19 protein-coding genes, 1 tRNA gene and 2 pseudogenes are annotated in these 22,810 nt (G+C 69.5%); 7 read left to right on the top strand and 15 right to left on the bottom strand.

What is annotated here, in order from left to right; all coding sequences use genetic code 11:
* Positions 1–91: 91 nt before the first annotated feature.
* Positions 92–2,335, bottom strand: a complete 2,244-nt coding sequence (locus ACF08M_RS26680; protein WP_392187798.1) for a plasmid pRiA4b ORF-3 family protein — start codon at positions 2,333–2,335, stop codon at positions 92–94.
* Positions 2,336–2,496: 161 nt separating this feature from the next.
* Between ACF08M_RS26680 and ACF08M_RS26675 the strand changes: the two are divergent.
* Positions 2,497–2,651, top strand: a pseudogene (locus ACF08M_RS26675) (DNA-binding protein); the annotation flags it as partial.
* A gap of 68 nt (positions 2,652–2,719) precedes the next feature.
* Here the strand turns inward: ACF08M_RS26675 and ACF08M_RS26670 are convergent.
* From ACF08M_RS26670 to ACF08M_RS26650, 5 genes and pseudogenes are all read right to left on the bottom strand, one after another.
* Positions 2,720–2,959 (bottom strand): annotated as a pseudogene (locus ACF08M_RS26670) (LLM class flavin-dependent oxidoreductase); the annotation flags it as partial.
* Between the two features lie 78 nt (positions 2,960–3,037).
* Positions 3,038–3,580 carry an RNA 2'-phosphotransferase gene (locus tag ACF08M_RS26665; RefSeq protein ID WP_392187797.1) on the bottom strand — a complete coding sequence of 181 codons (543 nt, stop codon included), beginning with the start codon at positions 3,578–3,580 and terminating at the stop codon, positions 3,038–3,040.
* A gap of 165 nt (positions 3,581–3,745) precedes the next feature.
* Positions 3,746–4,723, bottom strand: a complete 978-nt coding sequence (locus ACF08M_RS26660) for a MerR family transcriptional regulator (protein WP_392187796.1) — start codon at positions 4,721–4,723, stop codon at positions 3,746–3,748.
* Positions 4,720–6,501: an SDR family oxidoreductase gene (locus ACF08M_RS26655; protein ID WP_392187795.1), complete on the bottom strand. Its 1,782-nt coding sequence runs from the start codon at positions 6,499–6,501 to the stop codon at positions 4,720–4,722. The genes ACF08M_RS26660 and ACF08M_RS26655 overlap by 4 nt, the downstream gene beginning before the upstream one ends.
* A complete protein-coding gene (locus ACF08M_RS26650) occupies positions 6,498–7,349 on the bottom strand; it encodes a M24 family metallopeptidase (protein ID WP_392187794.1) in 852 nt (283 codons plus the stop codon). Before ACF08M_RS26650 ends, ACF08M_RS26655 begins: the two co-directional genes overlap by 4 nt.
* Before the next feature lie 186 nt (positions 7,350–7,535).
* Here ACF08M_RS26650 and ACF08M_RS26645 point away from each other — a divergent pair, with 186 nt between their 5' ends.
* From ACF08M_RS26645 to ACF08M_RS26620, 6 genes are all read left to right on the top strand, one after another.
* Complete coding sequence (locus ACF08M_RS26645; RefSeq protein ID WP_392187793.1) at positions 7,536–8,621, top strand: ABC transporter ATP-binding protein; 1,086 nt, start codon at positions 7,536–7,538, stop codon at positions 8,619–8,621.
* Positions 8,621–9,529, top strand: coding sequence for an ABC transporter permease (locus tag ACF08M_RS26640; RefSeq protein ID WP_392187792.1), 909 nt, complete (start codon positions 8,621–8,623; stop codon positions 9,527–9,529). The genes ACF08M_RS26645 and ACF08M_RS26640 overlap by 1 nt, the downstream gene beginning before the upstream one ends.
* Complete coding sequence (locus ACF08M_RS26635) at positions 9,526–10,437, top strand: ABC transporter ATP-binding protein (RefSeq protein ID WP_392187791.1); 912 nt, start codon at positions 9,526–9,528, stop codon at positions 10,435–10,437. Before ACF08M_RS26640 ends, ACF08M_RS26635 begins: the two co-directional genes overlap by 4 nt.
* A 30-nt stretch (positions 10,438–10,467) precedes the next feature.
* Complete coding sequence (locus ACF08M_RS26630; RefSeq protein WP_392187790.1) at positions 10,468–11,187, top strand: ABC transporter permease; 720 nt, start codon at positions 10,468–10,470, stop codon at positions 11,185–11,187.
* A 336-nt stretch (positions 11,188–11,523) separates the two neighbouring features.
* Positions 11,524–12,222 (top strand): hypothetical protein, encoded by a 699-nt coding sequence (locus tag ACF08M_RS26625; protein ID WP_392187869.1) that lies wholly within the window; start codon positions 11,524–11,526, stop codon positions 12,220–12,222.
* Positions 12,223–12,509: 287 nt separating this feature from the next.
* Positions 12,510–12,597, top strand: a tRNA-Ser gene (locus ACF08M_RS26620).
* 42 nt (positions 12,598–12,639) lie between these two features.
* Here ACF08M_RS26620 and ACF08M_RS26615 read toward each other — a convergent pair.
* From ACF08M_RS26615 to ACF08M_RS26575, 9 genes are all read right to left on the bottom strand, one after another.
* A complete protein-coding gene (locus ACF08M_RS26615; protein ID WP_392187789.1) occupies positions 12,640–13,443 on the bottom strand; it encodes an HAD family hydrolase in 804 nt (267 codons plus the stop codon).
* Positions 13,440–14,729 carry a serine--tRNA ligase gene (gene serS, locus ACF08M_RS26610; RefSeq protein WP_392187788.1) on the bottom strand — a complete coding sequence of 430 codons (1,290 nt, stop codon included), beginning with the start codon at positions 14,727–14,729 and terminating at the stop codon, positions 13,440–13,442. Before serS ends, ACF08M_RS26615 begins: the two co-directional genes overlap by 4 nt.
* Before the next feature lie 685 nt (positions 14,730–15,414).
* Complete coding sequence (gene pheA / locus ACF08M_RS26605; protein WP_392187787.1) at positions 15,415–16,350, bottom strand: prephenate dehydratase; 936 nt, start codon at positions 16,348–16,350, stop codon at positions 15,415–15,417.
* A 27-nt stretch (positions 16,351–16,377) separates the two neighbouring features.
* Positions 16,378–17,670, bottom strand: a complete 1,293-nt coding sequence (gene efeB, locus ACF08M_RS26600) for an iron uptake transporter deferrochelatase/peroxidase subunit (protein WP_392187868.1) — start codon at positions 17,668–17,670, stop codon at positions 16,378–16,380.
* A 107-nt stretch (positions 17,671–17,777) separates the two neighbouring features.
* The gene (locus ACF08M_RS26595; RefSeq protein ID WP_392187786.1) at positions 17,778–19,751 is read right to left on the bottom strand and encodes a copper resistance CopC/CopD family protein; all 1,974 of its coding nucleotides are present in this window, start codon (positions 19,749–19,751) and stop codon (positions 17,778–17,780) included.
* 14 nt (positions 19,752–19,765) lie between these two features.
* On the bottom strand, positions 19,766–20,215 hold the full coding sequence (locus ACF08M_RS26590; protein ID WP_392187785.1) for a copper chaperone PCu(A)C: 450 nt from the start codon (positions 20,213–20,215) through the stop codon (positions 19,766–19,768).
* Positions 20,212–20,865, bottom strand: coding sequence for an SCO family protein (locus tag ACF08M_RS26585; protein ID WP_392187784.1), 654 nt, complete (start codon positions 20,863–20,865; stop codon positions 20,212–20,214). The genes ACF08M_RS26590 and ACF08M_RS26585 overlap by 4 nt, the downstream gene beginning before the upstream one ends.
* Before the next feature lie 135 nt (positions 20,866–21,000).
* On the bottom strand, positions 21,001–21,741 hold the full coding sequence (locus tag ACF08M_RS26580) for a YcnI family protein (RefSeq protein ID WP_392187783.1): 741 nt from the start codon (positions 21,739–21,741) through the stop codon (positions 21,001–21,003).
* Positions 21,742–21,898: 157 nt separating this feature from the next.
* On the bottom strand, positions 21,899–22,702 hold the full coding sequence (locus ACF08M_RS26575) for a hypothetical protein (protein ID WP_392187782.1): 804 nt from the start codon (positions 22,700–22,702) through the stop codon (positions 21,899–21,901).
* Between the last annotated feature and the right edge of the window lie 108 nt (positions 22,703–22,810).

The following is a 22,810-nucleotide window of genomic DNA, read 5'->3' as shown; positions in this document are numbered from 1 at the left end:
TCCTCAACTCCATCCTTCTGTGAGCGAGCCGCACCGTGCCTCGCTCGTCACCACGTACCCGTCGTGCCCGGCGAGTTCCGCCGCCCCGCCGTCACCGGCGGGAGCGCGCCTTGTTCGCTGCGGTGCGGATGCGTTTGGCCAGCCGCTTGTCGACGTCGCGCAGGCTCTCGCCCAGCTCGGCAAGCACCTGGGCGGTGGCCGGGTGCTCCACTCGCCACAGCTCGTCCACCCGCTGTTCGAGCACCTCTGGTGCCACGTTCGGGTTCTCCTGGAAGCCCAGGAGCAGCTCCTCGTCCTCCTGGGCACCGACGAAGAGCGAGAGACCGTCGATGAACAGCCACAACCGGGCCTGCTCCGCGCGCACCGTATCCGCGTACGCGTCCGCCTCAGGGCGTGCGCCCAGGGCCGCGGCGGCCACCTGGCGGCATCCCTCGACATCGGAGTCCGCCGCCTTGCGCAGCACGCGCAGTGCTCGCGAGTCGTCGAGTACGGCCAGCACCGGCTGGACCACGGCGCGTCTGGCCGCGATGTCGGGGCCGTCGCCCGCACAGGCGTCGAGCAGTCCAACCGCGGCGTCGGCCCCGGAACGGTGCTTCAGCCACCCTTCGACCTCTTGGCGCGTCTCCTCGGGGGAGTAGCCCAGAAGGCCCTGGAGAAGGGTGTCGGCGTCGGCTTCGGCGTACTCGCCGAGCAGCGGTGCGAGCGCACCGCATTCCATCAGGTAGGCGCGCAGTCCGTGGCGGCCGAGCGGGGTCAGCCGCATGCGGTCCCCGTTCTCGTGGTCCCACGGCCGGCCCAACGCGTTCAACCAGGCGCCCGAACCGGCGGGTCCGCGCCCGCTGACGGCGTTCAGGGGCGTGGCCAGGACATCCTCGGTCGCGACATCATGGTCACCGGGCACGAACTCCACCGCGCCCAGGTAGGCGAGTTCTGCCGCCAGGTTCCGGAACGCCGTCGCGATCAAAGCCAGGAGGAAATCGAGCTCGGGACCTTCAGTACCCGCCTCTCGGGCTTTCGCCCGCAGGTCGTCGATCTCCACCCACGCGCCGTCCAGCGCGTCGTACAGCTGCCCGATCAGCGCGTCGGCGATCTCGGCCGACAGCTCGCCCAGCTCGCCGAGCGATTCGTCCAGTACCCCCGTCTCGCCGATCTCCTCCAGCAGGTCGCCCAGGGTGACGGACCAGAGCTCCAGAAGATTCTCACCGGCGAAGTCGGCCGTCTCGCCGCCCCAGGCGCGGCCCCCGCTGATCGTGATCAGCCCGCGGTTCACGGCGAAACTCCACGGCTCATCGAGAACGTCCACGTCCTTGGCGCTGCGCAGCGCCTTCAACGCACGGGCCCGGGCGGCGGCCTCGGCGTATGGCGAGTCCTCGTCGGTGAACTCCCATAGCCGGAGCTCCTCGACGGCCTCACGGGCGAGCGCGGGCCGCAGCACCCGGCTCGCGGTGACCTGCCGTCCCTCGCGACACCAGGCGGTGAGCCGCAGCGCCGAGTCGAAGAGCGGTACATCCCGCACAGCCGCCGCAAGGTCCTCCCGCGGAGCCAGGGCCACCGGGCGCAGCACGGGCGTACTCGCGACCGGTCCGTCGACTCCGGCGTCGACCGGGCCGCCCGACCCTCGGCAGCGCCCGCAGGCGCACGATGCCGTGTCCCCGGCAGCCGGCTGTCCCCCACCGCCGCGCCCGGCCCGGGTACTGGCCGGCGGCTTCGCCGTGCCGGGCACCGTGTCCGGCGTCACATGGGCCAGCCGCTCAGCGATCCCGCTACGGGGGAAGGCCGCCGGGTCGTAGCCGGCCGACCGCAGCTCGGCGACCAGCTCGTCGTACGGGCCGTCTCCCGCCCTGTCGGGTACTTCGAGGTTTGCCAGTACCTCGCCCAGGCCCCACACCCCGCCGATGTCCTCGGCCGGTATGTCGGCACGACGGCCGCCGATGCAGCGCACCGCTCGCTCCGCGCCGACCGGTCGCGGCAGTGTCTTCTCCAGCGTGATCCGGTGCTCCCAGTCATCGCCGAAGTCGTAGACATAGCGCAGCCGCGCCCCGTCCTCGGACAGAACACCACCGAGCGCGGTGGCGTGCTGGGCGCTGCTGCCGGGGCCGAAGCCGAGATCGATGTCGGTGAGCCGGGCCGCGTCGCCGTACACCCGGCCGGACTCGTCGGTGAAGAGGTGCAGATGGCCACCCTGCCAACCGAAGGCGGCCTGGATGGCGTCGTGCAGGGTGCGAAGAGAGGTATCGGACGGCAGTACGAGGCGCCGCCACAGAGGCGGCTGGGTGCCGTGCAGCACGATCTTCAGCTGGAGATCGGATGGGGCCGCCCCCGTGTCTCGTCGCATTTCTTTGTCTCCCACCCGTCCGAGGCCGCTCGAATGGCCCCAGCATGATGGTCGCGTGTGTCCCAACCCAAACCGGATCACCTCGGTTGCGGCCACTTCGGTCGCGGGGGCCCCGGTATCGCTCGCAGCGGATACCCTGCGTCCGTGCACCGACCTCGCGGCTCAAGGCCGCGGGCCTGTACGGCCGCAAGTACGTGATCGACGCGACAGTCGCCGAGGTGGCACTGCGTCAGCCGGGCCGGTGGTCGTACTGACATCCGACAACGACGACATGGCGCGGCTGTGTGGGGGCCGCGTCCGGCTCATCGGCATCTGAGCGGATGGGCACAGGTGCCCGTGCCCGGCCCCGGCCCCGGCCCAGGAAGGAATCCGCCCTGGTCACGCCGTGATGGGTGAAAAAGGCTTGCCTGAGGTGACAAGGGTGCCCAGGCGCAGCCGCTGGGTGGCGGCGGCAGCGGCGGTGAGTGTCGGTACCGCGCCGAACCACGGGCCGTCGCGGAAGGTCCGCCAGGACAGGTGGTCGTAGGTGTAGGCGGCGTGGAACTCCAGCTCCTCGGCGCGCTGCCAGAGCTTCTGGCCCTCGCTCCAGCGGTGGATCGGCAGAATGACAGTGCTCAGACGCATGACTACGACCATACGGGGCCGAAATGGGCGGGCCCGCGTCCATGGAGGCGCACCGGGCCTCGGCCGGCCGGTCGGGGATCAGCCGCGGAAGCGCAGGAACACGGGGGGTACGGCGGCGGTGAGCCAGACGCCGTTGGCGCTGACGTAGAAGGTGTGGCCCGCGCGGTGCATGGCGCCCGAGTCCACGGACAGGACAACGGGGCGACCGCGCCGGGCACCGACCCTGGTTGCGGTCTCGCGGTCGGGCGAGAGGTGGACGTGCGTGCGGTTCATGGGGCGCAGGCCCTCACCGCGGATCGCGTCCAGCGCGCTGCCCACCGTGCCGTGGTAGAGGTAGGCGGGCGGCTCGGCCGGAGGGAGCGCGAGGTCCACCGGGACGGTGTGGCCCTGGCTCGCACGAATGCGGCCGCTCTCGACGGCGAAGCGCTGTTTGTCGTTGACGGCCACTACGTGATCGAGCTCACTTTGGGTGATGGGGAAGCTGTTGCGGGCCGTGGCGCGCAGCAGCTCGTCGATCGGCACCCATCCGTGGGCGTCGAGCGTGATGCCGATCCGTGCCGGCTGGTGCCGCAGGTGCTTCGAGAGGTACTTGGACACCTTGACGGTGCGCTTTTCGTCCATACCCGCACAGTGCCCTCGGCGGTCTGCTGGATGCATCCGGATTTCACCCCGATTCACTACAGCAATTTTATTTGCTGTGGCAATTTCCGTCCACAGGTTTGATCCACAGCCAACACGAGTTATCCACAGGCTACTTGGTAATTCTGTGGACAAGTCACCGGAGAATCAGCCGATTTGATCAAGTGGCCTTACTCCGCGACGAGATGAGGTGAGAGTGTCCAATGTCCTTGTCTGTACCTCCCGTTGCGCAGCAGCCGCGACAAAGGCGGAGACATTCTGTGGTCCAACCAGCTCTTGTACGGCTCGGATCGTCTCCATCGGCAGGTCCACTCCGCGCGTTCCGGATATCGGGACCGCCGAACCGATCGGGGCGTCCGTGTCCAGGTGGTGCCGCAGGTGCCGGGTGGCGAACGCGCGCATCGCCCGGGCGAGTTCGGCGTCCACCGTCTGCTGGGCGAGCGGGCGCAGCCTGCGCACCATGGTGGCCGCGTCCGCCGCGTCCGAGTCCGTCGGCGGACGGTGATCCAGATAGCGCGCGAAGACGTGCTCGGTGGTGAACTCCAGAAACCGTGAGGCTATCTGCTCGACCTGGCCGCGAAGTTCCCTCAGATGACCGGAGATTGCGCGGAGTGGAACACCGGCTGCGTGCAACTCGACCGCTACGGCGAGCTCTTGTGGGCTGGGGACCAGGAACTCGTCCTCCCGCCCCGGGATACGTTCGAGTACGCCGAGGTCCACCGCCTCGGCGAGCGCCTTGTCGTCCGGGCTGCCGCCGAACCTGGCGTTCAGTTCGGCCCGGGTGATCCGGTCGGCCTGCTCGTCCGTCCAGGGGCCGTGCACCTCGGCGACGAGCCCGAGCACCCCACCCAGACCGCGGCCCGTGTCCCAGGCCTCCAGCAGCTCCTTGATGCTGGCCAGGGTGTAGCCGCGGTCCAGCAGATCGGCGATCTGCCGGAGCCGGGCGAGGTGGGTGTCGCGGTACACGTTGGCCCGGCCGCGCCGTTCCGGAGTCGGCAGCAGGCCGCGGTCCTGGTAGGCGCGGATCGTACGGACCGTGGCGCCACTCGCATGCGCCAGGTCCTCGATCCGGTACTCGGCGGCGGACCGGCCGACTGCCGCCGACGGCTGCTCCAGGCCGCTCACAGCGGCGGCTTCAGCCGGGCGATCCCGCGCAGCGCACCGGGGCTGAACCGCGACAGGAACCGGGCGCCGCGGGCCTCGGGAGTCACCGGCACGACGGCCTGGTTGCGCACCACGGCCTTGAGGATCGCGTCGGCGACCCTTTCCGGCGGGTAGTTGCGGAGCCCGTACAAGCGGCTGGTCCGTTTCTGCAGCCGCTTCTCCTCCGCGGCGTCGGCACCGGCGAAGTGCGTCGTCGCGGTGATGTTCGTGTTGACGATGCCGGGGCAGATCGCGCTGACCCCGATCGACCGGTCGGCGAGCTCGGCCCGCAGGCACTCGCTGAGCATCAGCACGGCCGCCTTGGAGGTGCTGTACGCGGGCAGCGCCCTGGAGGGCTGGTAGGCGGCGGCGGAAGCCGTGTTGACGATGTGGCCGCCCTGGCCGCGTTCGGCCATCTGCCCGCCGAAGATCCGGCAGCCGTGGATGACCCCCCACAGATTGACGTCGAGGACGTTCTTCCAGTCCTCGCTCGTCGTGTCCAGGAAGGAGCCGGACAGGCCGATCCCGGCGTTGTTGACCAGGACATCGATGATGCCGTACTCGGCGGCGACCTTCTCGGCGAGCTTCTCCATCGCCTGCTCGTCGCTGACGTCGACCGCTTCGCCCCAGGCAGCCGGGGAGCCGATCAGCCGGGCCATCTCCGCCGTCCTGGCGGCACCCTCCGCGTCCCGGTCCACGGCCACCACCCGGGCGCCCGCCTCGGCGAAGGCGAACGCGGTGGCCCGGCCGATGCCGCCGGCCGCGCCCGTCACAAGGACCAGCTGTCCGCCGAACCGGTCCGCGTACGCCCCGGTCGGCGTGGTGTCCGGCACCGGCCGGCCGCCCGCCCGCGCTTCCTCGTTGGCGGCGACGAACTCGCTGATCCAGGAGGCGAGCCGGTCCGGCCTGGTGCGCGGCACCCAGTGCTTGCCCGGCAGCGAGCGGCGCAGCAACTGCGGTGCCCAAAGCTCCAGTTGGTCGTACAGCTTCTCCGACAGGAAGATGTCGCCGGTCGGTGTGATCAGCTGGACCGGTACGTGCGCGTAGGCGTCGGTACGGGGCCTGCGCAGCCGGGTCCGGACGTTGTCGCGGTAGAGCCAGGCGCCGTGCGCCGCATCGCTGGGCAGGGAGGACGTCGGGTAGTCGCCCGCGGGCACCTTCTCCAGCCGCTCCAGGATCCTCGGCCACCGTCTGCCGAGCGGGCCGCGCCAGGCGAGCTCGGGCAGCACCGGCGTATGCAGCAGGTAGACGTACCAGGACTTGGCTCCCTGGCCCAGCAACTGGCCGACCCGGCGCGGGGTGGGCCGGGCCATCCGCTGCTTGATCCAGTGCCCGAAGTGGTCCAGGGACGGCCCGGACATCGAGGTGAACGAGGCGATCCGGCCCTCGGTCCGCTTGACCGTGACGAACTCCCAGGACTGGACCGACCCCCAGTCGTGCCCCACCAGATGCACCGGCCGGTCCGGGCTCACCGCGTCGGCGACGGCCAGGAAGTCATCGGTGAGCTTCTCCAGGGTGAAGCCGCCGCGCAGCGGCTTCGGTGCTGTGGACCGGCCGTGTCCGCGCACGTCGTACAGCGCGACGTGCCACTGATCGGCCAGCTGCCTCGCCACGTCCGTCCAGACTTCCTTGCTGTCCGGGTAGCCGTGGACGAGGACGATCGTCGGCCGTGCCTCGTCGCCCAGCTCGGCTACGCACAGCTCGATTCCGCCCGTGCGAACCCGGCGCTCGCGCACCTCCGGCAGATTCTGCGGACTCATGCCGCCACCCTCTCCTCGGCCCAGTGCCGCACATGCGGCAGATCGTCGTCCAGCCAGAAGGCGCTCTGCTCGGGGTCCTTGGAGTCGGTGACCACCAGGATCTCCTCGAACTTGGCGCCCGTACCCCGGAATCCGAGGTGGGGTTCGACCGCCCACAGCCCGGGCTGCGGCGGGTGGTCGGAGAAGCGGTAGGGGCTCCACAGCGGCGACCAGCCGTCCCGGTGTCCGTGCACCGCGTCGCTCAGGAGGCCCTTGAGCGACTGGGTTCCGAAGCCGAACACCTGCGGCGACCAGCGGCGCTCGGTGACGCGGTCGACCTTGTGGGCGATGACGCCGAAGGGATAGGCACGATGCCTGTTGGCGTACCCCTGCTTGATCATCAGGCGTTCGACGTCCTCGTAGATCTCGCGCAGTGAACGCCGCTCCCGCACCTCGCGCAGGATCAGCTCGCGGTGGATCTCCAGATCGGCCAGGAGCTTGTTGTGCAGAGGGCTGAGCCCGAGGCAGCCGGAGTAGCCGATGTCCGCCGTGAAGCCCTTGTACACCGGGGCCATGTCGAGGATGAACGGCATCCCCGGCTCCAGCTTCCGGCTGGTCGGGAAGAACTGCAGGGGCACCTTGAAGCCGGCGAAGGCCGTGCGGTCCCCGAACCAGGCGAAGGGGAGGTGGAACCAGTCCCGCACCCCGCGCTCGCGCAGCCAGACGCGCTGCATCCGGGCCGCCTCGCGCTCGGTCACCCCCGGCCTGAGCCGGGCGGCGACCGCCTCCGCGCAGTCGTACGCGAGACGCTGCACCTCTCTGAACCCCCGCAGTTCCGGGGCCCGTTCGTCCTTCACTGCCGAAGCCATGCCACCGTCCGTTCCCTGCCGTGTGCGGTACGTGTCCGTAACGTGACACTGGTGAATGTGACAATGTCCGGCGGCTGCGTCAAGAGGTGTGCGGAGACCTGTGGACAACTCCGGGGCGCCCGGTCTCCGGCTCCAGAACTCATCCCCTGTGGTGGCCCCCCTACGGGTCCCTACGTCTGGAGTCTGATGCGGATCCAGCCGCCTGGACTGACGTCCGCTGTGGCCCGCGCCACTATCTTCGAAGACGTGACTGTGATCGCGACAGAAAGCCTGAGCAAGCGGTTCCCCCGGGTGACCGCGCTTGACCGGCTCTCCTTGGACATCGGGCCCGGTGTGACCGGCCTGGTGGGTTCCAACGGGGCCGGCAAGTCCACATTGATCAAGATCCTGCTGGGTCTGTCCCCCGCCACCGAAGGCCGGGCCGAGGTGCTTGGGCTCGACGTCGCCACCAGTGGCGCCGCCATCCGGGAACGGGTCGGCTACATGCCCGAGCACGACTGCCTGCCACCCGACGTCTCGGCCACCGAATTCGTCGTCCACATGGCGCGGATGTCCGGGCTGCCACCGACGGCCGCCCGTGAGCGCACGGCGGACACACTGCGCCACGTCGGTCTCTACGAAGAGCGCTACCGCCCCATCGGCGGCTACTCGACCGGCATGAAACAGCGCGTGAAGCTGGCCCAGGCGCTGGTCCACGACCCGCAGCTGGTTCTGCTCGACGAGCCGACCAACGGTCTGGACCCGGTCGGCCGCGACGAGATGCTCGGACTGATCCGCCGCGTGTACGCGGACTTCGGCATCTCGGTCCTGGTCACCTCGCACCTCCTGGGCGAGCTCGAACGCACCTGTGACCATGTCGTCATCATCGACGGCGGCACGCTCCTGCGCTCCAGCTCCACCAGCGACTTCACCCAGACCACCACGACCCTCGCAGTCGAGGTCACCGACAGCGACACCCACCCGGACGGCACCGACGCGCTGCGCCGGGCCCTCACCGGCGCCGGAGTCGGGCTCGTGGGCCTCGACGGCCTCGACGGCCAGGGGCTGCCCGGTGCGGGCCACATCCTGCTGATCGAGGCGACCGGCGAGGAGACGTACGACATCGTGCGCGACAGCGTCGCCGGGCTCGGACTCGGTCTCGTACGGATGGAGCAGCGACGCCACCACATCGCCGAGGTCTTCCACACCGAAGGGGAACCGCAGGCCGCAGCCGTGTCACAGACCGCGTCCGCGGGCGCCGGGGCCGTACAGCAGAAGGGGAGCGGTCGGTGATGAGCACTGAGACCGGGGCCGTGAGCGGGAGCGAGACCTCCCGGATCCACAACATCGGATACCGCCCCTACGACGGCGCGCGGCTGGGCCGCGGCTACGCGCGGCGCTCGCTCTATTCGCAGTCCCTGCGGGGCTCCTTCGGACTGGGGCGTTCCGCCAAGTCCAAGGTGCTGCCGATGCTGCTCTTCGGCGTGATGTGCATGATCGCGGCGATCATCGTTGCCGTATCCATCTCCATTCCGGGCAGCACCGCCCTGCAGATCAAGTACACGTCGTACGCGATCTACCTGCAGGCGGTCATCGGCCTCTTCCTGGCCGCGCAGGCACCGCAGTCGGTCTCCCGGGACCTGCGCTTCAAGAGCATGCCGCTGTATTTCTCACGGCCGATCGAGCGGGTCGACTATGTCGTCGCGAAGCTGGCGGCCATGGCGTCCGCGCTCTTCATCCTCACCGGGGCGCCGCTCGTCATCCTCTATGCGGGCGCGTTGCTCGGGAAGTTCGACTTCGTCGAGCAGACCAAGTGGTTCGGACAAGGGATGGTCTCGGTGGCGCTGCTCTCCGTGCTCTTCGCGGGACTCGGCCTGGTGATGGCCGCACTGACTCCGCGCCGCGGCTTCGGTGTCGCCGCGGTGATCGCCGTGCTGACCATCTCCTACGGTGCGGTCTCCACGGTCCAGGCCATCGCCTGGCAGACGGGTTCCGCCGGGGCCATCGAGTGGCTGGGGCTCTTCTCCCCCATCACACTGATCGACGGCGTGCAGACCGCGTTCCTCGGGGCCGGTTCGGCCTTCCCCGGAGGGGAAGGCCCGGGAGCGGGGACCGGCGTGGTCTATCTGATCGTTGTTCTCGCGCTCGTCGCCGGCTCGTACGCCGTACTGATGCGCCGCTACCGGAAGGTCGGGCTGTGACCACCATCGAGATCGACCACACCTCGCGCTGGTTCGGCAATGTGGTCGCCGTCAACGACGTGAGCATGACGGTGGGCCCGGGCGTCACCGGGCTGCTCGGACCCAACGGCGCGGGAAAGTCCACGCTGATCAACATGATGGCCGGCTTCCTCGCACCGTCGACGGGCACCGTCACGCTCGACGGTCAGGCGATCTGGCGCAATGAAGCGGTGTACCAGGAGATCGGGATCGTGCCGGAGCGGGAAGGGATGTACGACTTCCTGACCGGCCGCGAATTCGTCGTCGCCAATGCCGAGTTGCAGGGGCTCGGCGATGCGGAGGCGCGGAAGGCGCTGGCCACGGTCGAGATGGAGTACGCGCAGGACCGCAAGATCTCGACGTACAGCAAGGGCATGCGCCAGCGCGTGAAGATGGCATCCGCCCTGGTCCACGAACCGTCGGTGCTGCTGCTCGACGAGCCGTTCAACGGGATGGACCCGCGCCAGCGGTTGCAGCTGATGGAACTGCTGCGACAGATGGGGGCCGAGGGTCGCACCGTGCTCTTCTCCTCCCACATCCTCGAAGAGGTGGAACAGCTCGCCTCGCACATCGAGGTGATCGTGGCGGGGCGGCACGCGGCGTCCGGTGACTTCCGGGAGATCCGCCGGCTGATGACGGACCGCCCGCACCGCTATCTCGTACGGTCCAGTGACGACCGCACCCTCGCTGCCGCGCTCATCGCCGACCCGTCGACGGCCGGTATCGAGGTGGACCTCGGCGAACGGGCCCTGCGCATCCAGGCGGTGGACTTCGGACGCTTCACCGAGCTGCTGCCGAAGGTCGCACGTGAGCACGGAATTCGTCTTCTGACCGTTTCGCCGTCCGACGAGTCCCTCGAATCGGTCTTTTCCTATCTCGTAGCGGCCTGAGTAGTGGCCTGAAAGGAGCTGTGAAGCGTCATGTACGACCCCACAGTCGCCCGGCTCACCTACCGGGCCCTGCTCGGCCGGCGCCGGGCCGCCATCCTCTTCGTCCTGCCGGCACTGCTGTTGATCATCGCTGTGGCGGTGCGGACGTTCGCCGGAGCCGATGACCAGGTCGCCTCGGATGTGCTGGGCGGCTTCGCCATCGCCACGATGGTGCCGCTGATCGGCGTGATCGCCGGAACCGGGGCCATCGGTCCTGAGATCGACGACGGATCGATCGTCTATCTGCTGGCCAAGCCGGTGAAGCGGCCGACGATCATCTTCACCAAGCTGGTCGTGGCCATCGCCGTCACGATGGTCTTCTCCGCGCTGCCCACGCTCATCGCGGGGCTGATCCTCAACGGCAACGGCCAGCAGATCGCGGTGGCGTACACCATCGCGGCACTGGTCGCCTCGATCGCGTACAGCTCGCTGTTCCTCCTGCTGGGCACCGTCAGCCGGCACGCGGTCGTCTTCGGTCTCGTCTACGCGCTGGTGTGGGAGGCCTTGTTCGGCACCCTGGTGCCGGGGGCACGCACGCTCAGCGTGCAGCAGTGGTCCCTCGCGGTGGCCGAGAAGGTCGGCGGGGCGGGCACGATCACCTCCGACGTCGGGCTGCCGGTTGCAACGGTCCTGCTGGTGGCGGTCACCGTGGTGGCGACCTGGTACGCGGGGCAGAAGCTGCGCGCCCTGAAGCTGGCCGGGGAGGAGTGACCGGGGAGGAGTGACCGGGGTCTGCCTCCCGGTGTATCCACCCGAGTGCTCCGTTCCTGATCTCTCCGGCACTGTCAACCCTCGTCTCCTGGGCGGGGGTTGACGCATTTCGGACAGGCATATGCGTAACTGTATGGTCATCGGTTCGTTGGGCGGGGTGCGTGGAGGCAACTGGGATCTGTGGCGTCGTAGCTTTCGTGAAACAGGGATTGCCGATGCCGGCGAGGGAGTATCCGCCGGGTCGGTCATTGAGTGAGTGGCAACCGTGAGCGGCCTCCGCCCTCGAGCCCGGGAAAGGGCTGCCCGTCGTCGGTTTCACGATCGGAAGGCATGTCCATGCCCACAGAAGTCGCCCTGCTCGAATCGCGTGCCCTGCGCGTGGAGCAGATGGAGCGCGTCGATGTCCTGGACAAGGTCAAGAGCCTTGTCATGCTCCCGGACGGAATTCACCTTCGCACAGAGGATGTGGCTCGTTACTTCGAAGTATCCACAGAGGTCATCAAAAAGGTCACCCAGCGGCATCGGGCCGAGGTCGCAGAGAACGGTCTCACGCTCGTGCGTGGTGCTGAGCTGCGGGAATTCCATAGGGACATGGTGTCCCTATGGGGCGGTGAAGGCGCCGAGAGTTATCCACAGGCCGCCACGCAGCTCACCCTCTACACCCGCAGGACCGTCCTCAACGTCGCGATGCTTCTTCGCGACAGCGACATCGCCCGATGCGTCCGTGCGTATCTGCTCGACGCCGAGCAGGGCCTGCGCGCGGGCTACGCCTCCCTCGAACACCGCGTCACCCAGGTGGAGAGCTGCCTCGCCGGAGTCGGCACCGCGCTCCAGGAGCTCGGGCCCGTCCTCAACCGGATGTCGCACCGGCTCGACAGCCTCGACCGGAGGCTGGACGTCACGCATCAGGTCGTCGGTGCCATGAGCGTGCGGCTGGGGCACATGTCCGAGGACATCGTCCGTATCGACGGAAGGATGGATGAACTCGCCCGCAACCTCAAGGATCTGAGCCGCCGCACCAGCAAGCAGCGCTGATCCGGCAGGAGTTCGCGGCCTTTCGGCGCTGCCCATAGAAGGGGTGCCGTCCCGAAAACGGGTGGCGTCGAAAGGCCGCCCCCGGCACAGTGATGGGGACGGCATCCGCCGACACGCACGCCACAGGCCGGGAGAGGAGCGGGACGATGACCGAGCGTCCGAGTCCGTCGAGTTCCCCGCAGGGCGGACCCGAGCCGGCGCCGGAGTAGTCACCGACGACTCCGCCGTGCCGCTCGGAGCGGAACGCCCGGGGCGGCCTTCTCTGCGCATCGCGCGGCCGCCCACCCGGAGGATTGGCCGAGTGGTAAGGCAGCGGCTTGCTAAGCCGTCGTCGGGGCCGTGAACCCCGCGCGCGTTCGACCCGCGCATCCTCCGCCGCAGCAGGGCCGCGTACCGGTACGCGGCCCTGATCCGCTCCTACGCCTGGAGCAGTTGTTCCAGCACCACAGCGATGCCGTCGTCCTCGTTGGACGCGGTGATCTCCTGGGCCACGGCCTTCAGATCCTCGTGCGCGTTGGCCATGGCCACGCCCCGCTGCGCCCAGGCGAACATCGGGATGTCGTTCGGCATGTCACCGAAGGCCAGGGTGTCCACGGCCTTCACACCCAGCCGGCGCGCGGCCAGCGAGAGTCCGGTCGCCTTGCTCAGCCCCAGTGGCAGGATCTCCACCACACCCGGACCGGCCACGACCACGTCCACCAGGTTCCCGACAGCTGCTCGCGCGGCCTTCGCCAGTGCGTCGTCGTCGAGATCGGGGTGCTGGATGTAGACCTTGTTCAGGGGGGCCGACCACAACTCGGCCGGGTCCTCGGCGATGACGGCCGGAAGCGGCCCTTCCTGTACGCGGTAGCCGGGGCCGACCAGCACGTCGCCGTCGAGCCCGTCACGGCTCGCCGCCAGCGCCAACGGGCCGACCTCGGCCTCGACCTTGGACAGCGCGAGACCGGCGAGCTGCCGGTCCAGCGTCAGCGAGGTCAGCAGCTTGCGCTCGCCAGCGTGGTAGACCTGCGCGCCCTGGCCGCAGACCGCGAGCCCCTCGTAGCCCAGGTCGTCCAGGATGTGCCGGGTCCACGGGACCGCGCGGCCGGTGACGATGATGTGTGCGGCACCGGCCGCGGTGACCGCGGCCAACGCCGCACGGGTGCGCTCGGAGACCGTGCCGTCGTTGCGCAGCAGCGTGCCGTCGAGATCGGTCGCGACGAGCTTGTACGGAAAGGTCACTTGGCGACCGGCTCCAGAACCTCGCGCCCGCCCAGGTACGGCCGGAGCACCTCCGGCACCCGCACCGAACCGTCGGCCAGCTGGTGGTTCTCCAGGATCGCCACGATCGTGCGCGGCACGGCGCAGAGCGTGCCGTTCAACGTGGCCAGCGGCTGGAGAACCTTCTTGCCGTCGCGGGATTCGCGCATCCGGACGGACAGCCGGCGCGCCTGGAAACTGTCGCAGTTCGACGCGGACGTCAGCTCGCGGTACTTGCCCTGTGTCGGGATCCACGCCTCGCAGTCGAACTTCCGGGCGGCCGAGGCCCCCAGGTCGCCGGTGGCGACATCGATCACCTGGAAGGGCAGCTCAAGAGCGGTGAGCCACTGCTTCTCCCAGTCCAGGAGCCTGCGGTGCTCCGCCTCGGCGTCCGCCGGGTCGACGTACGAGAACATCTCCACCTTGTCGAACTGGTGGACGCGGAAGATGCCCCGGGTGTCCTTGCCGTATGTGCCGGCCTCACGGCGGTAGCACGGCGAGAAGCCCGCGTACCGCAGCGGCAGCTTGTCGGCCTCGATGATCTCGTCCATGTGGTACGCGGCGAGCGGGACCTCGGAGGTGCCGACCAGGTAGTAGTCGTCCTTCTCCAGGTGGTACACGTTCTCCGCGGCCTGGCCGAGGAAGCCGGTGCCCTCCATGGCGCGCGGACGGACCAGAGCCGGGGTGAGCATCGGGATGAAGCCGGCCTCGGTGGCCTGCGTGATCGCCGCGTTGACGAGGGCGAGCTCCAGCAGCGCGCCGACCCCCGTCAGGTAGTAGAAGCGCGAACCGGAGACCTTGGCGCCACGCTCCATGTCGATGGCGCCGAGCATCTCGCCGAGCTCCAGGTGGTCCTTGGGCTCGAAGCCCTCGGCCCCGAAGTCACGGATCGTGCCGTGCGTCTCCAGGACGACGAAGTCCTCCTCGCCGCCGATCGGCACGTCCTCGTGGACGATGTTGCCGAGCTGGAGCATCAGGCGCTTGGCCTCCGCGTCGGCCTCGTCCTGCGCCGCGTCGGCCGCCTTGACGTCGGCCTTCAGCTGCTCGGCCTTCTTCAGGAGCTCGGCGCGCTCCTCGGGCGAAGCCTTGGGGATGAGCTTGCCGAGCGCCTTCTGTTCGGAGCGGAGTTCGTCGAAGCGGACGCCGGACGACCTGCGCCGCTCGTCGGCGGAGAGAAGGGCGTCGACGAGCTCGACGTCCTCTCCACGGGCGCGCTGGGAGGCGCGAACACGGTCGGGGTCCTCACGGAGCAGGCGAAGGTCAATCACCCCTCCAGGCTACCGGTGCGCGCTTCTCCGGCTCGAACCGATATGACCACGCGTGTCATTTTGCCCGAATTGCCTGAATTGGCAATGCTGAAAGATGTGGAATCGCCGGAGTTGGTAGCCGTCGATCTCGGCTGAACTTAGTCGTCAATAAAAAGAGTTTATTCCCCTAAAAGGGGCAGAAGGTATTGGGTGTCTTGACGCATCTGCCGTGCGGGGAAGGGAAGTTGGCCGTCACTTGTCCACAGGTGTGGGTGCTGCTCAAGGTTATCCACAGGCTGTGAAGAAGATCTGTGGATGCCGGGGGCCGGGCATTCCGAAAGTCGCTTGAGGGTTCACGGATTCCCGTTCAAACCCACTTCAGACGCTCGTTCGGGTGGGAATTTTCCATTCTGGAGAGTTGATCAACGGAATTGGAGTGACACGGGGTGACCCAGGTGGCGTTCCGGCCTGTGGACGCATCTGAGGCGACCGGGGTGATATGTCTGCCATGTCGTATTGGAGCGCCCTTGCGTGTCGACTTGTCCCCAGGTCGAGAGCCGGCGCTGTGGATAACTCTGTGGATAACGAAAATCGGCAGTTCGTACCGGCGGCCGTGCGGGCACGCAGTGCCGGTGGCGCGGGCTCATCGGCATCCGGGCCGGGGCGGGCCGTCGGCCCGGATGCCCCGTTCCGTACGGCCGAGCCGTCAGCCCCGGCCGTCCAGATTGCGTGCCAGCCAGTCGGAGGCCTCCGTGAACTCGGCGTCCGACGTACCCGCCCGCAGCGGCCGTACGTCCTGGAGCGCCACCCCGGCTCGCGGGTACGACCCGAGGAACCGCACCTTCGGGCAGATCCGCTTCAGCCCCATCAATGCCTCGCCGACCCGACGGTCCGCGATGTGCCCCTCGGCGTCCACGGCGAAGCAGTAGTTACCGATTCCGGCTCCCGTCGGCCGCGACTGGATCAGCATCAGGTTCACCCCGCGCACCGCGAACTCCTGGAGCAGTTCGAGCAACGCACCGGGATGGTCCTCGCCCAGCCAGATGACCACCGATGTCTTGTCCGCACCCGTCGGTGCCGCCGGCCGGGCCGGGCGGCCCACCAGGACGAACCGGGTCTGCGCGTTCACCGCGTCATGGATCTCGGTCACCAGCGGTTCGAGGCCGTAGGTGGCCGCCGCGAACTCACCGGCGAAGGCGGCGTCGTACCGCCCTTCCTGCACCAGCCGGGCACCGTCGGCGTTGGAGGCCGCCGACTCCCACACGGCGTCCGGGAGATGGGCGGCCATCCAGTTGCGCACCTGCGGCTGTGCGGCCGGGTGCGCGGTGACCGACTTGATGTCGGACAGCGCGGTACCGGGCCGCACCAGCAGCGCGAAGGTGATGGAGAGCAGCACCTCGCGGTAGATCATCAGCGGTTCGCCGCTGGTCAGCTCGTCGAGCGTCGCGGTGATGCCGCCTTCCACGGAGTTCTCGATCGGTACGAGCGCTGCCGCGGCCTCCCCGTTGCGCACCGCGTCCAGAGCCACCGGTACGGAGACCATCGGGACGAGTTCGCGGGTGGCGGCTTCCGGAAGCGTACGGAGGGCGACCTCGGTGAAGGTGCCTTCGGGACCGAGATATGCGTAGCGCGTGGCGGACATACCGTCACCCTAATGCGCGCCGGTCGCTCAGGACTCCAATAGCCGCTGCCCCACGTATTCGCCGTCCGCCGCACCACCCGGCACCGCGAACAGGCCGCTGGCCTCGTGCCGGATGAACGGCGACAGGGCATCCCCCCGGTCCAGCTTGCGCTGCACCGGAACGAACCCCCGCAGCGGATCCGCCTGCCAGCAGATGAACAGCAGCCCCGCGTCCGGCGTGCCGTCCGCCGCGATGCCGTCGTGGTACGAGAAGGGACGCCGCAGCATGGCTGCGCCGCTGTTCTTCTCGGGGGAGGAGATCCGGGCGTGGGCGTTGTCCGGGATCAGGAGCCTGCCGTCGGAGCCCGCCTTGTCGAGATCCATCGCGGTGGTCTCGGTTCCGCCGCTCAGCGGAGCACCGTCCTTCTTGCGGCGCCCTATGACCTGCTCCTGCCGTTCCACCGGGAGCTTCTCCCAGTCGTCGAGCAGCATCCTGATCCGGCGTACGACGGCATACGAACCACCGGCCAGCCACTCGTACTTCTTGTCCGTCCCGTCCGGGACGAAGACGCGCCGGTCGAAGTCGCTCTCGGCGGGCGCGGGGTTGGCGGTGCCGTCGATCTGGCCCATCAGGTTGCGGGCGGTCATCGGCTGCGCGGTGGCGCCGGGGCTGCGGTTGAAGCCGTTCATCTGCCAGCGGACCCTGGCTGCCGGGACGGCCTCCTTCTGTACGGCACGCAGCGCGTGGAAGGCGACGAGTGCGTCGTCGGCACCGATCTGTACCCAGAGATCACCCTCGGAGCGCCTGGTGTCGAGATGGTCGGAGGAGAACGGCGGCAGCGGGTCGAGCCCCGGTGGCCGGTGGCCGACCAGGCCCGTGCGTTCGAAGAAGGTGCGGCCGAAACCGAAGGTGACGGTCAGCGAGGACGGTCCGGCGTCCAGCGCGATGCCGGTGTCATGGGCGGCGCCGTCCGCGGCACCGCCGTCGGCGGGTTCGCCGGCCATCAGGCGGCGGGCCACGGCCGACCAGCGGCGCATCAGGGCGGCCGCTTCCTTCCGTCCCGCACCGGGGGCCAGATCGAAGGCGACGAGATGGCCGCACGCCTGAAGCGGAGTGGTGATCCCCGGCTGATGTTTCCCGTGAAACACCACCTGGGTGGAGCCGACCGCGGTCAGCGCGGTCGCCTTGTCGGGCCGGGTCGCGGCATAGCCGGTCGCACCGCCCGCCGCGCCCAGGACCAGCCCGGTCGCACCGGCCACGCCGGCGCTGCCGAGCAGCCGCCGCCGGGAGATGGTGCCGCTGCCGCGGGCTCCGTCGTCCCCGCCGCCCGCGGCGGGCACTCTCTTGCCGGCGGGGGCCCCGCCGGCTGCGGAGGTCTTCGTGCTGCCTGCGGGGGTCTTTTGGCCGCCGGGGGAGGTCTTGCTGCTTTTTCCGCTCACGTTCCTGCTCAGCCGATCTTCACGTTCTTGTCGATGGTTGTCTGATCGATGTCCGACGTACGTACGGTCACCGCGACCTTCCAGTCGCCCGCCATGGGGATCTGGACGCCGCTCGCGGTCCAGTGGCCCTCGGCGAGCCGGACAGGAGTGACGGGGAGCGGGCCGATGTCCTTGGACTCCAGAGTGAAGGCGAGCTTCAGTTCGGGGACGTCCATGGCCTTGCCGTCGGTGTTGTCGATCCAGAGGTGGAGCTCATTGGTGCCGGTACGGGCGGGGTCGATGTCCATCCGCACGGTTCCCTGGCCGCCCTTGCCGCCGGTGTCGAAGGGCAGCGTCAGATTGACCGGGCCCGCGGCCGCGGGGGCGGCTGCCGCCGTGGAGCTGCGGGCCGTTTCCTCCTCGGTACGTCCCGGCTCGGTCGAGGTCAGTGCGGTCGTCACGGCCAACAGGGCCACGGCGACTCCGACCTCCGCGAGTACCGAACGGCGCAGCCCGGACCGGTCGGGGTCGGCATCGCGTACCCGCTTCTTCTCGGCGGTGGCCACGGCTGCCTTCTGGCGAGCGAGCTGGGCCGCCCGCGCGGGGTCCTCGGCGGGCGACGGGGTGACCGACGCGGCCTCCTCTTCCTCCACCCCGGCCCCGGCCATGGTCCCGGCCCCGGCCTTCACCTCGGCCCCGGTCTCCTCCGCCGCCGCGGCGTTCGCGACCAGTCGTGCGGTCCAGCGGCGTGAGAACCAGGCGATCCCGACCAGGACGGCGACGAGTCCCACCTTCACGAGCAGCAGTTGCCCGTACCCGGTGCCGGTCAGCGCGGACCAGGTGCCGACCTGGCGCCAGGACTGGTAGATCCCGGTGGCGGTGAGCACGAGCACGCTGCCGAACGCGACACGGGAGAAGCGCTGTACGGCCGTCGCCCCGATGTCCGGCGTCCGGTACAGCGCGACCAGCAGGGCCGCCAGCCCGCCCAGCCAAGCTGCGACGGCCAGCAGGTGGAGGATGTCGACCGGCATGGCGATGCCGGGCTGGAGCCCGGTCGAGGCGTGTTCGGCGAGCGCCCAGGTCCCGGCGATCCCGGCGGCGATCACGGTGCCGCCGATGGCCAGCCCGAAGGCGAGGTCCTTCTTCTCGCGCTCGTCCTCGCGCTTCGCGTACGCCCCGAACAGCACGGCGATGAAGAGTGCGGAAGCGCCGAGCAGCAGCAGCCGGGACACGAGCGCCGCGCCGGTCTTGGTGTCGAGGACGGCATTCAGGCCGTCGAGGTCGAAGGCGTCCCCCAGCTTTCCGGAGCCGGTGTACGGGCTGCGCAGGAGGAGCATGGCCAGGGTGGCCACGGTGAGGGTCATCCAGCCACGTACGACCAGGCGCTGCAATGGGCGCGCGCTCGCCCCGCGCTGCCAGCAGGCCAGCACGAAGGCCGCGCCTCCTGCCAGCAGGATGAAACCGGCGTACGCGGCATAGCGGGCGATGTCGTAGAGGATGCCGACGAGGCCGCCCCCCGCCTTGTCGGCCGGGAGGGCGACGTTGGTCTTGGAAGGGGCCCCGATGGAGAAGGTGAAGGCGCCCGAGACGGGATGGCTGTCCGCCGAGACGGCCTGCCAGGCAACGGTGTACGTGCCGTCGGGCAGTCCGGCGTGCAGCGTGACCCCGTACTTCACGGTGGAGCCGCTGTGCAGATCACGTGGTGCGGCACCGGTGTCGGCGCGTTTGCCGTCGGGGTCCAGGACCCGGATGGAACCGTCGCTCATGGCGACCTGCTCGGAGAAGGTGAGGGTGACTTCCTTGGGAGCGGTGTCGACCACCGCCCCGTCCTGCGGATCACTCCCGGTGAGCGCGGCATGCGCGGACGCGGGTCCCGCGCCGCCCAGCAGCAGGCCGAGCACCATGCTGACGAGGGCGGCCAGGAGGGCGGCCGCGGCGAGCGGCCGGCGCGGTGCGGGAGCGGCTGGGGGCGGTCCGAAGTGCGGGACGGTGGCGGCTGTCATGGCGTGTCAGGCCCTCACTGCTTCTTCGGGTTGTGGGTGGTCTCCTTTACGGGAAGGTCGACCTTTATCGGGTCGGCCTTCTCGAAGTGCAGCTCCACGGACACCTTCTCGCCCTGCTTGGGCTGCTTTTTGAGCTTCATGAACATGATGTGGTTCCCGCCGCGTTCCAGATCCAGCTCGCCGCCCGCGGGCACCTCGAAGGACGACACCATGCGCATCGTCTGGTTCTTCGTCTCGTGGATCGTTATGTCGTCCGAGAGCGGGCTGGTGACGGAGGTGAGCCGGTCGGAGGTGTCTCCGCTGTTCCGTACGACGAGGAAACCGGCCGCCATGTCGCTGACCGGCTGCGGCATGAACGCGCCGGTCACCTTCAGCTCGGGCTCGCTGCCCGAGGACGAGCACCCCGCCAGCGTCAGCCCGGTGGCGAGGGCGACGACGCCGGCGAGGGCAGTGCGGCGGTTCACGGGGTCTCCCCCTTGATGATCTTGGGAAGGTCCTTGGTGTAGTCGTCGGGCGAGGTGTCCTCGCTGTAGACGAGGTAGCCCTTGTCGGTCTTCGGGGAGAACGCCATGACCTGGGATCCGTGCATCGAGACGATCGTGCCGTCCTTCTCCTTCTTCGGGGCGTCGATGCCGATGCCGATCTGGCGCGCGCCCGCCTGGATGGCCGGGAAGTCGCCGGTGAGGCCGATGAAGGAGGCGTCCTGGGCCTTGAGCCAGGTGCCCAGCGAGGACGGCGTGTCGCGCTCGGGGTCGGTGGTCACGAAGACGACCTGGAGCTTGTCCTGGTCGGCCTTGGGGAGGGACTTCTTCGCGATGGCGATGTTGCTCATGATGAGCGGGCAGACGTCGGGACAGTTGGTGTAGCCGAAATAGATCAGTGTCGGCTTGCCCTTGGTCCGCGCACGGAGGTCGTACTTCTCGCCGTGGGTGTCGGTGAGGACGAGGTCGGGCTTGGTGAACGGCTGGTCGAGTGCCGTCGCGGCCTTGGTCTTGGGCTGGACGGACACATCGGCGATGGGCGACTTCGCACCGTCGTCGCTGTTGCCGCAGGCGGACAGGGTGAGTGCGGCCACGGCAGTGAACGCCGCGGCCAGCACAGTCTTCTTACGCATGGAGCACTGATTCCTGGTGGGTCGGTGGGCCGGTGGGACTGGTGGGACTGGTGGGGCTTCGGGGCGGGTACGGCCGGTCGGGCCGGGACCGGCAGCGCTTCGGGGCCCGCGGGCTTCGGGGCCCGCGGGCTGCGATCAGGCGGCGCGGCGTCGGCCCGCGAGGATGCCGAAGGCCACCCCCGCGATGCCGATGACGATGCCGACGATGCCCAGGACACGGGCCGTGGTGTCGCTGGAGGACTCGTCCGACGCGGCCGTCGTCTGCTTGTCCGTCGCCTGCGTGGTGGCGCCGGCACCGCTCTTGCCGTCGGCGCCGTGCTCACCGGTGGCCGCCGCGGTCAGCTTGAGGACCGGTGCCGGGTTCTCGGGCTCGTCGGCGCCGTCCTTCTGCTCCTCGATCCAGCGGACGACTTCCTTGTCGTCGTACGTCTGGATGGCCTTGAACACCAGCTGGTCGGCGTCCTCGGGCAGCTGGCCGATGGAGAGCGGGAACTGCTGGAAGCTGCCCGGCCGGATACCGCGCTCGTCCTTGTCGCCCGTGGCCGTCCAGGTGACCTTGGAGACGGCCTCGTTGATCTTCTGGCCGTGCATCTCGAGCGGCTTGGCCAACTTGCTCTTGGTGACCGCGACGTCCCAGCCCGGCACGGCCTGCGGCATGACGGAGGCCAGCGGATGTTCGGTCGGGAAGCTGACCTCGAGCTTGGCCGTCGAGGCGTTGTCACGCTCGTTGGGGACCTTGAAGTTGACGGTGGCGTAACCGCCCTTGGCGGCTTCGCCCTGCGGCTGCACGCCGACGTGCGCGGAGGCCGTACCGGCAAGGATCAGCACGGTGGATGCGGCGATGCCGCCGGTGAGGGCGATGCGGGAGACGTTCATGACAGGGATCACTCCACGGAAGCACGAAAGGTGGTCCGGCGCGCGGGTGCGCGGCGGTATCGCGACACTTCTTCCCCACGTGCGGCGTGCGTGCACGACTCGTACGCCGGGTGGCGCTCATGCCGAGTGGTGCGTGCACCGGGTGGAGGGCGTCGCGTCAGGCTGCGAGTGCGTATGCGGGGGGAGGCCCGCGCCTGATCACCAAGTGCTGCAACGGGTCCCCGGCGGCGAGAGCCGGGGCGTCGACTGCGGTACGGAGGGTGCGCGGCCCGGTCGCCGGGGCGCCGGGCAGTCCGGCGCGCAGGGCGTTCACGAGTGCGAGCGCGGCGCGCAGCGCTCGCAGCCGGGCGCCGGCCGCGAGCTGCTGGGCGCCGTGCGCGGACAGCCGGGCCAGCCGGAACAGGGCGATCTCGCCGCGCCGCAGCAGCCAGCCGGTGGCCACGGCGGCCAGCAGGTGGCCGAGCAGCATGGGCAGGCTTGGCAGCAGCCCGGTGAGGCCGGCCGGATCCGAGCCGGCTGCGGAGGCCATGTGCTGGTGTCCGCGGGCCGCCACCGACGCCGGGTCGATGCCCGCGGTGGTGACGATGCGGTGCGCTTCGGCGGCGTTCAGCTGCGCCGGTCCCATGCCGCAGACGAGGCTTGCCGCGAACCTGATCAGCGTGTCGTCGCCCGCGGCGGTGTCCGTCGGGGCGGCGTGCGTACTCATGCCGAAGAGGGTGTGCAGGGCGAGCTGTCCGCCGGCCAGCGCGGTGGCGATGGACGGTAGTGAACGCTCGCGTCCGGCGAGCGGTGCCGCCACCGCGAAGACCCCCAGGAAGCCGGCGAGCAGCGTCCACCAGGGGACGGCCGCGCAGGAAGCCAGGGAGTGACCTGCCGCGGACAGCACGACACAGACCGCGGTGAACACCGCGGCCCTCAGGAGCCGCAGACCGGCTCCGGCGCGTGCGACGGGCATAGACATGGCGGGGCCATCATCGCACCGTACCCCGGACTTCCGCGCGGCAGGTCCGGAAGGTTGCCTTCCGTCCGATGGGACGCGGGATGCCGGTGTCGTGGCCGGATCCGGGCA

It is taken from the genome of Streptomyces sp. NPDC015032 (assembly GCF_043080425.1).
Taxonomy (GTDB): Bacteria; Actinomycetota; Actinomycetes; order Streptomycetales; family Streptomycetaceae; genus Streptomyces.
Note: the sequence above shows the minus strand (reverse complement) of the source record. Positions and strands in the feature narration are given on the sequence as shown.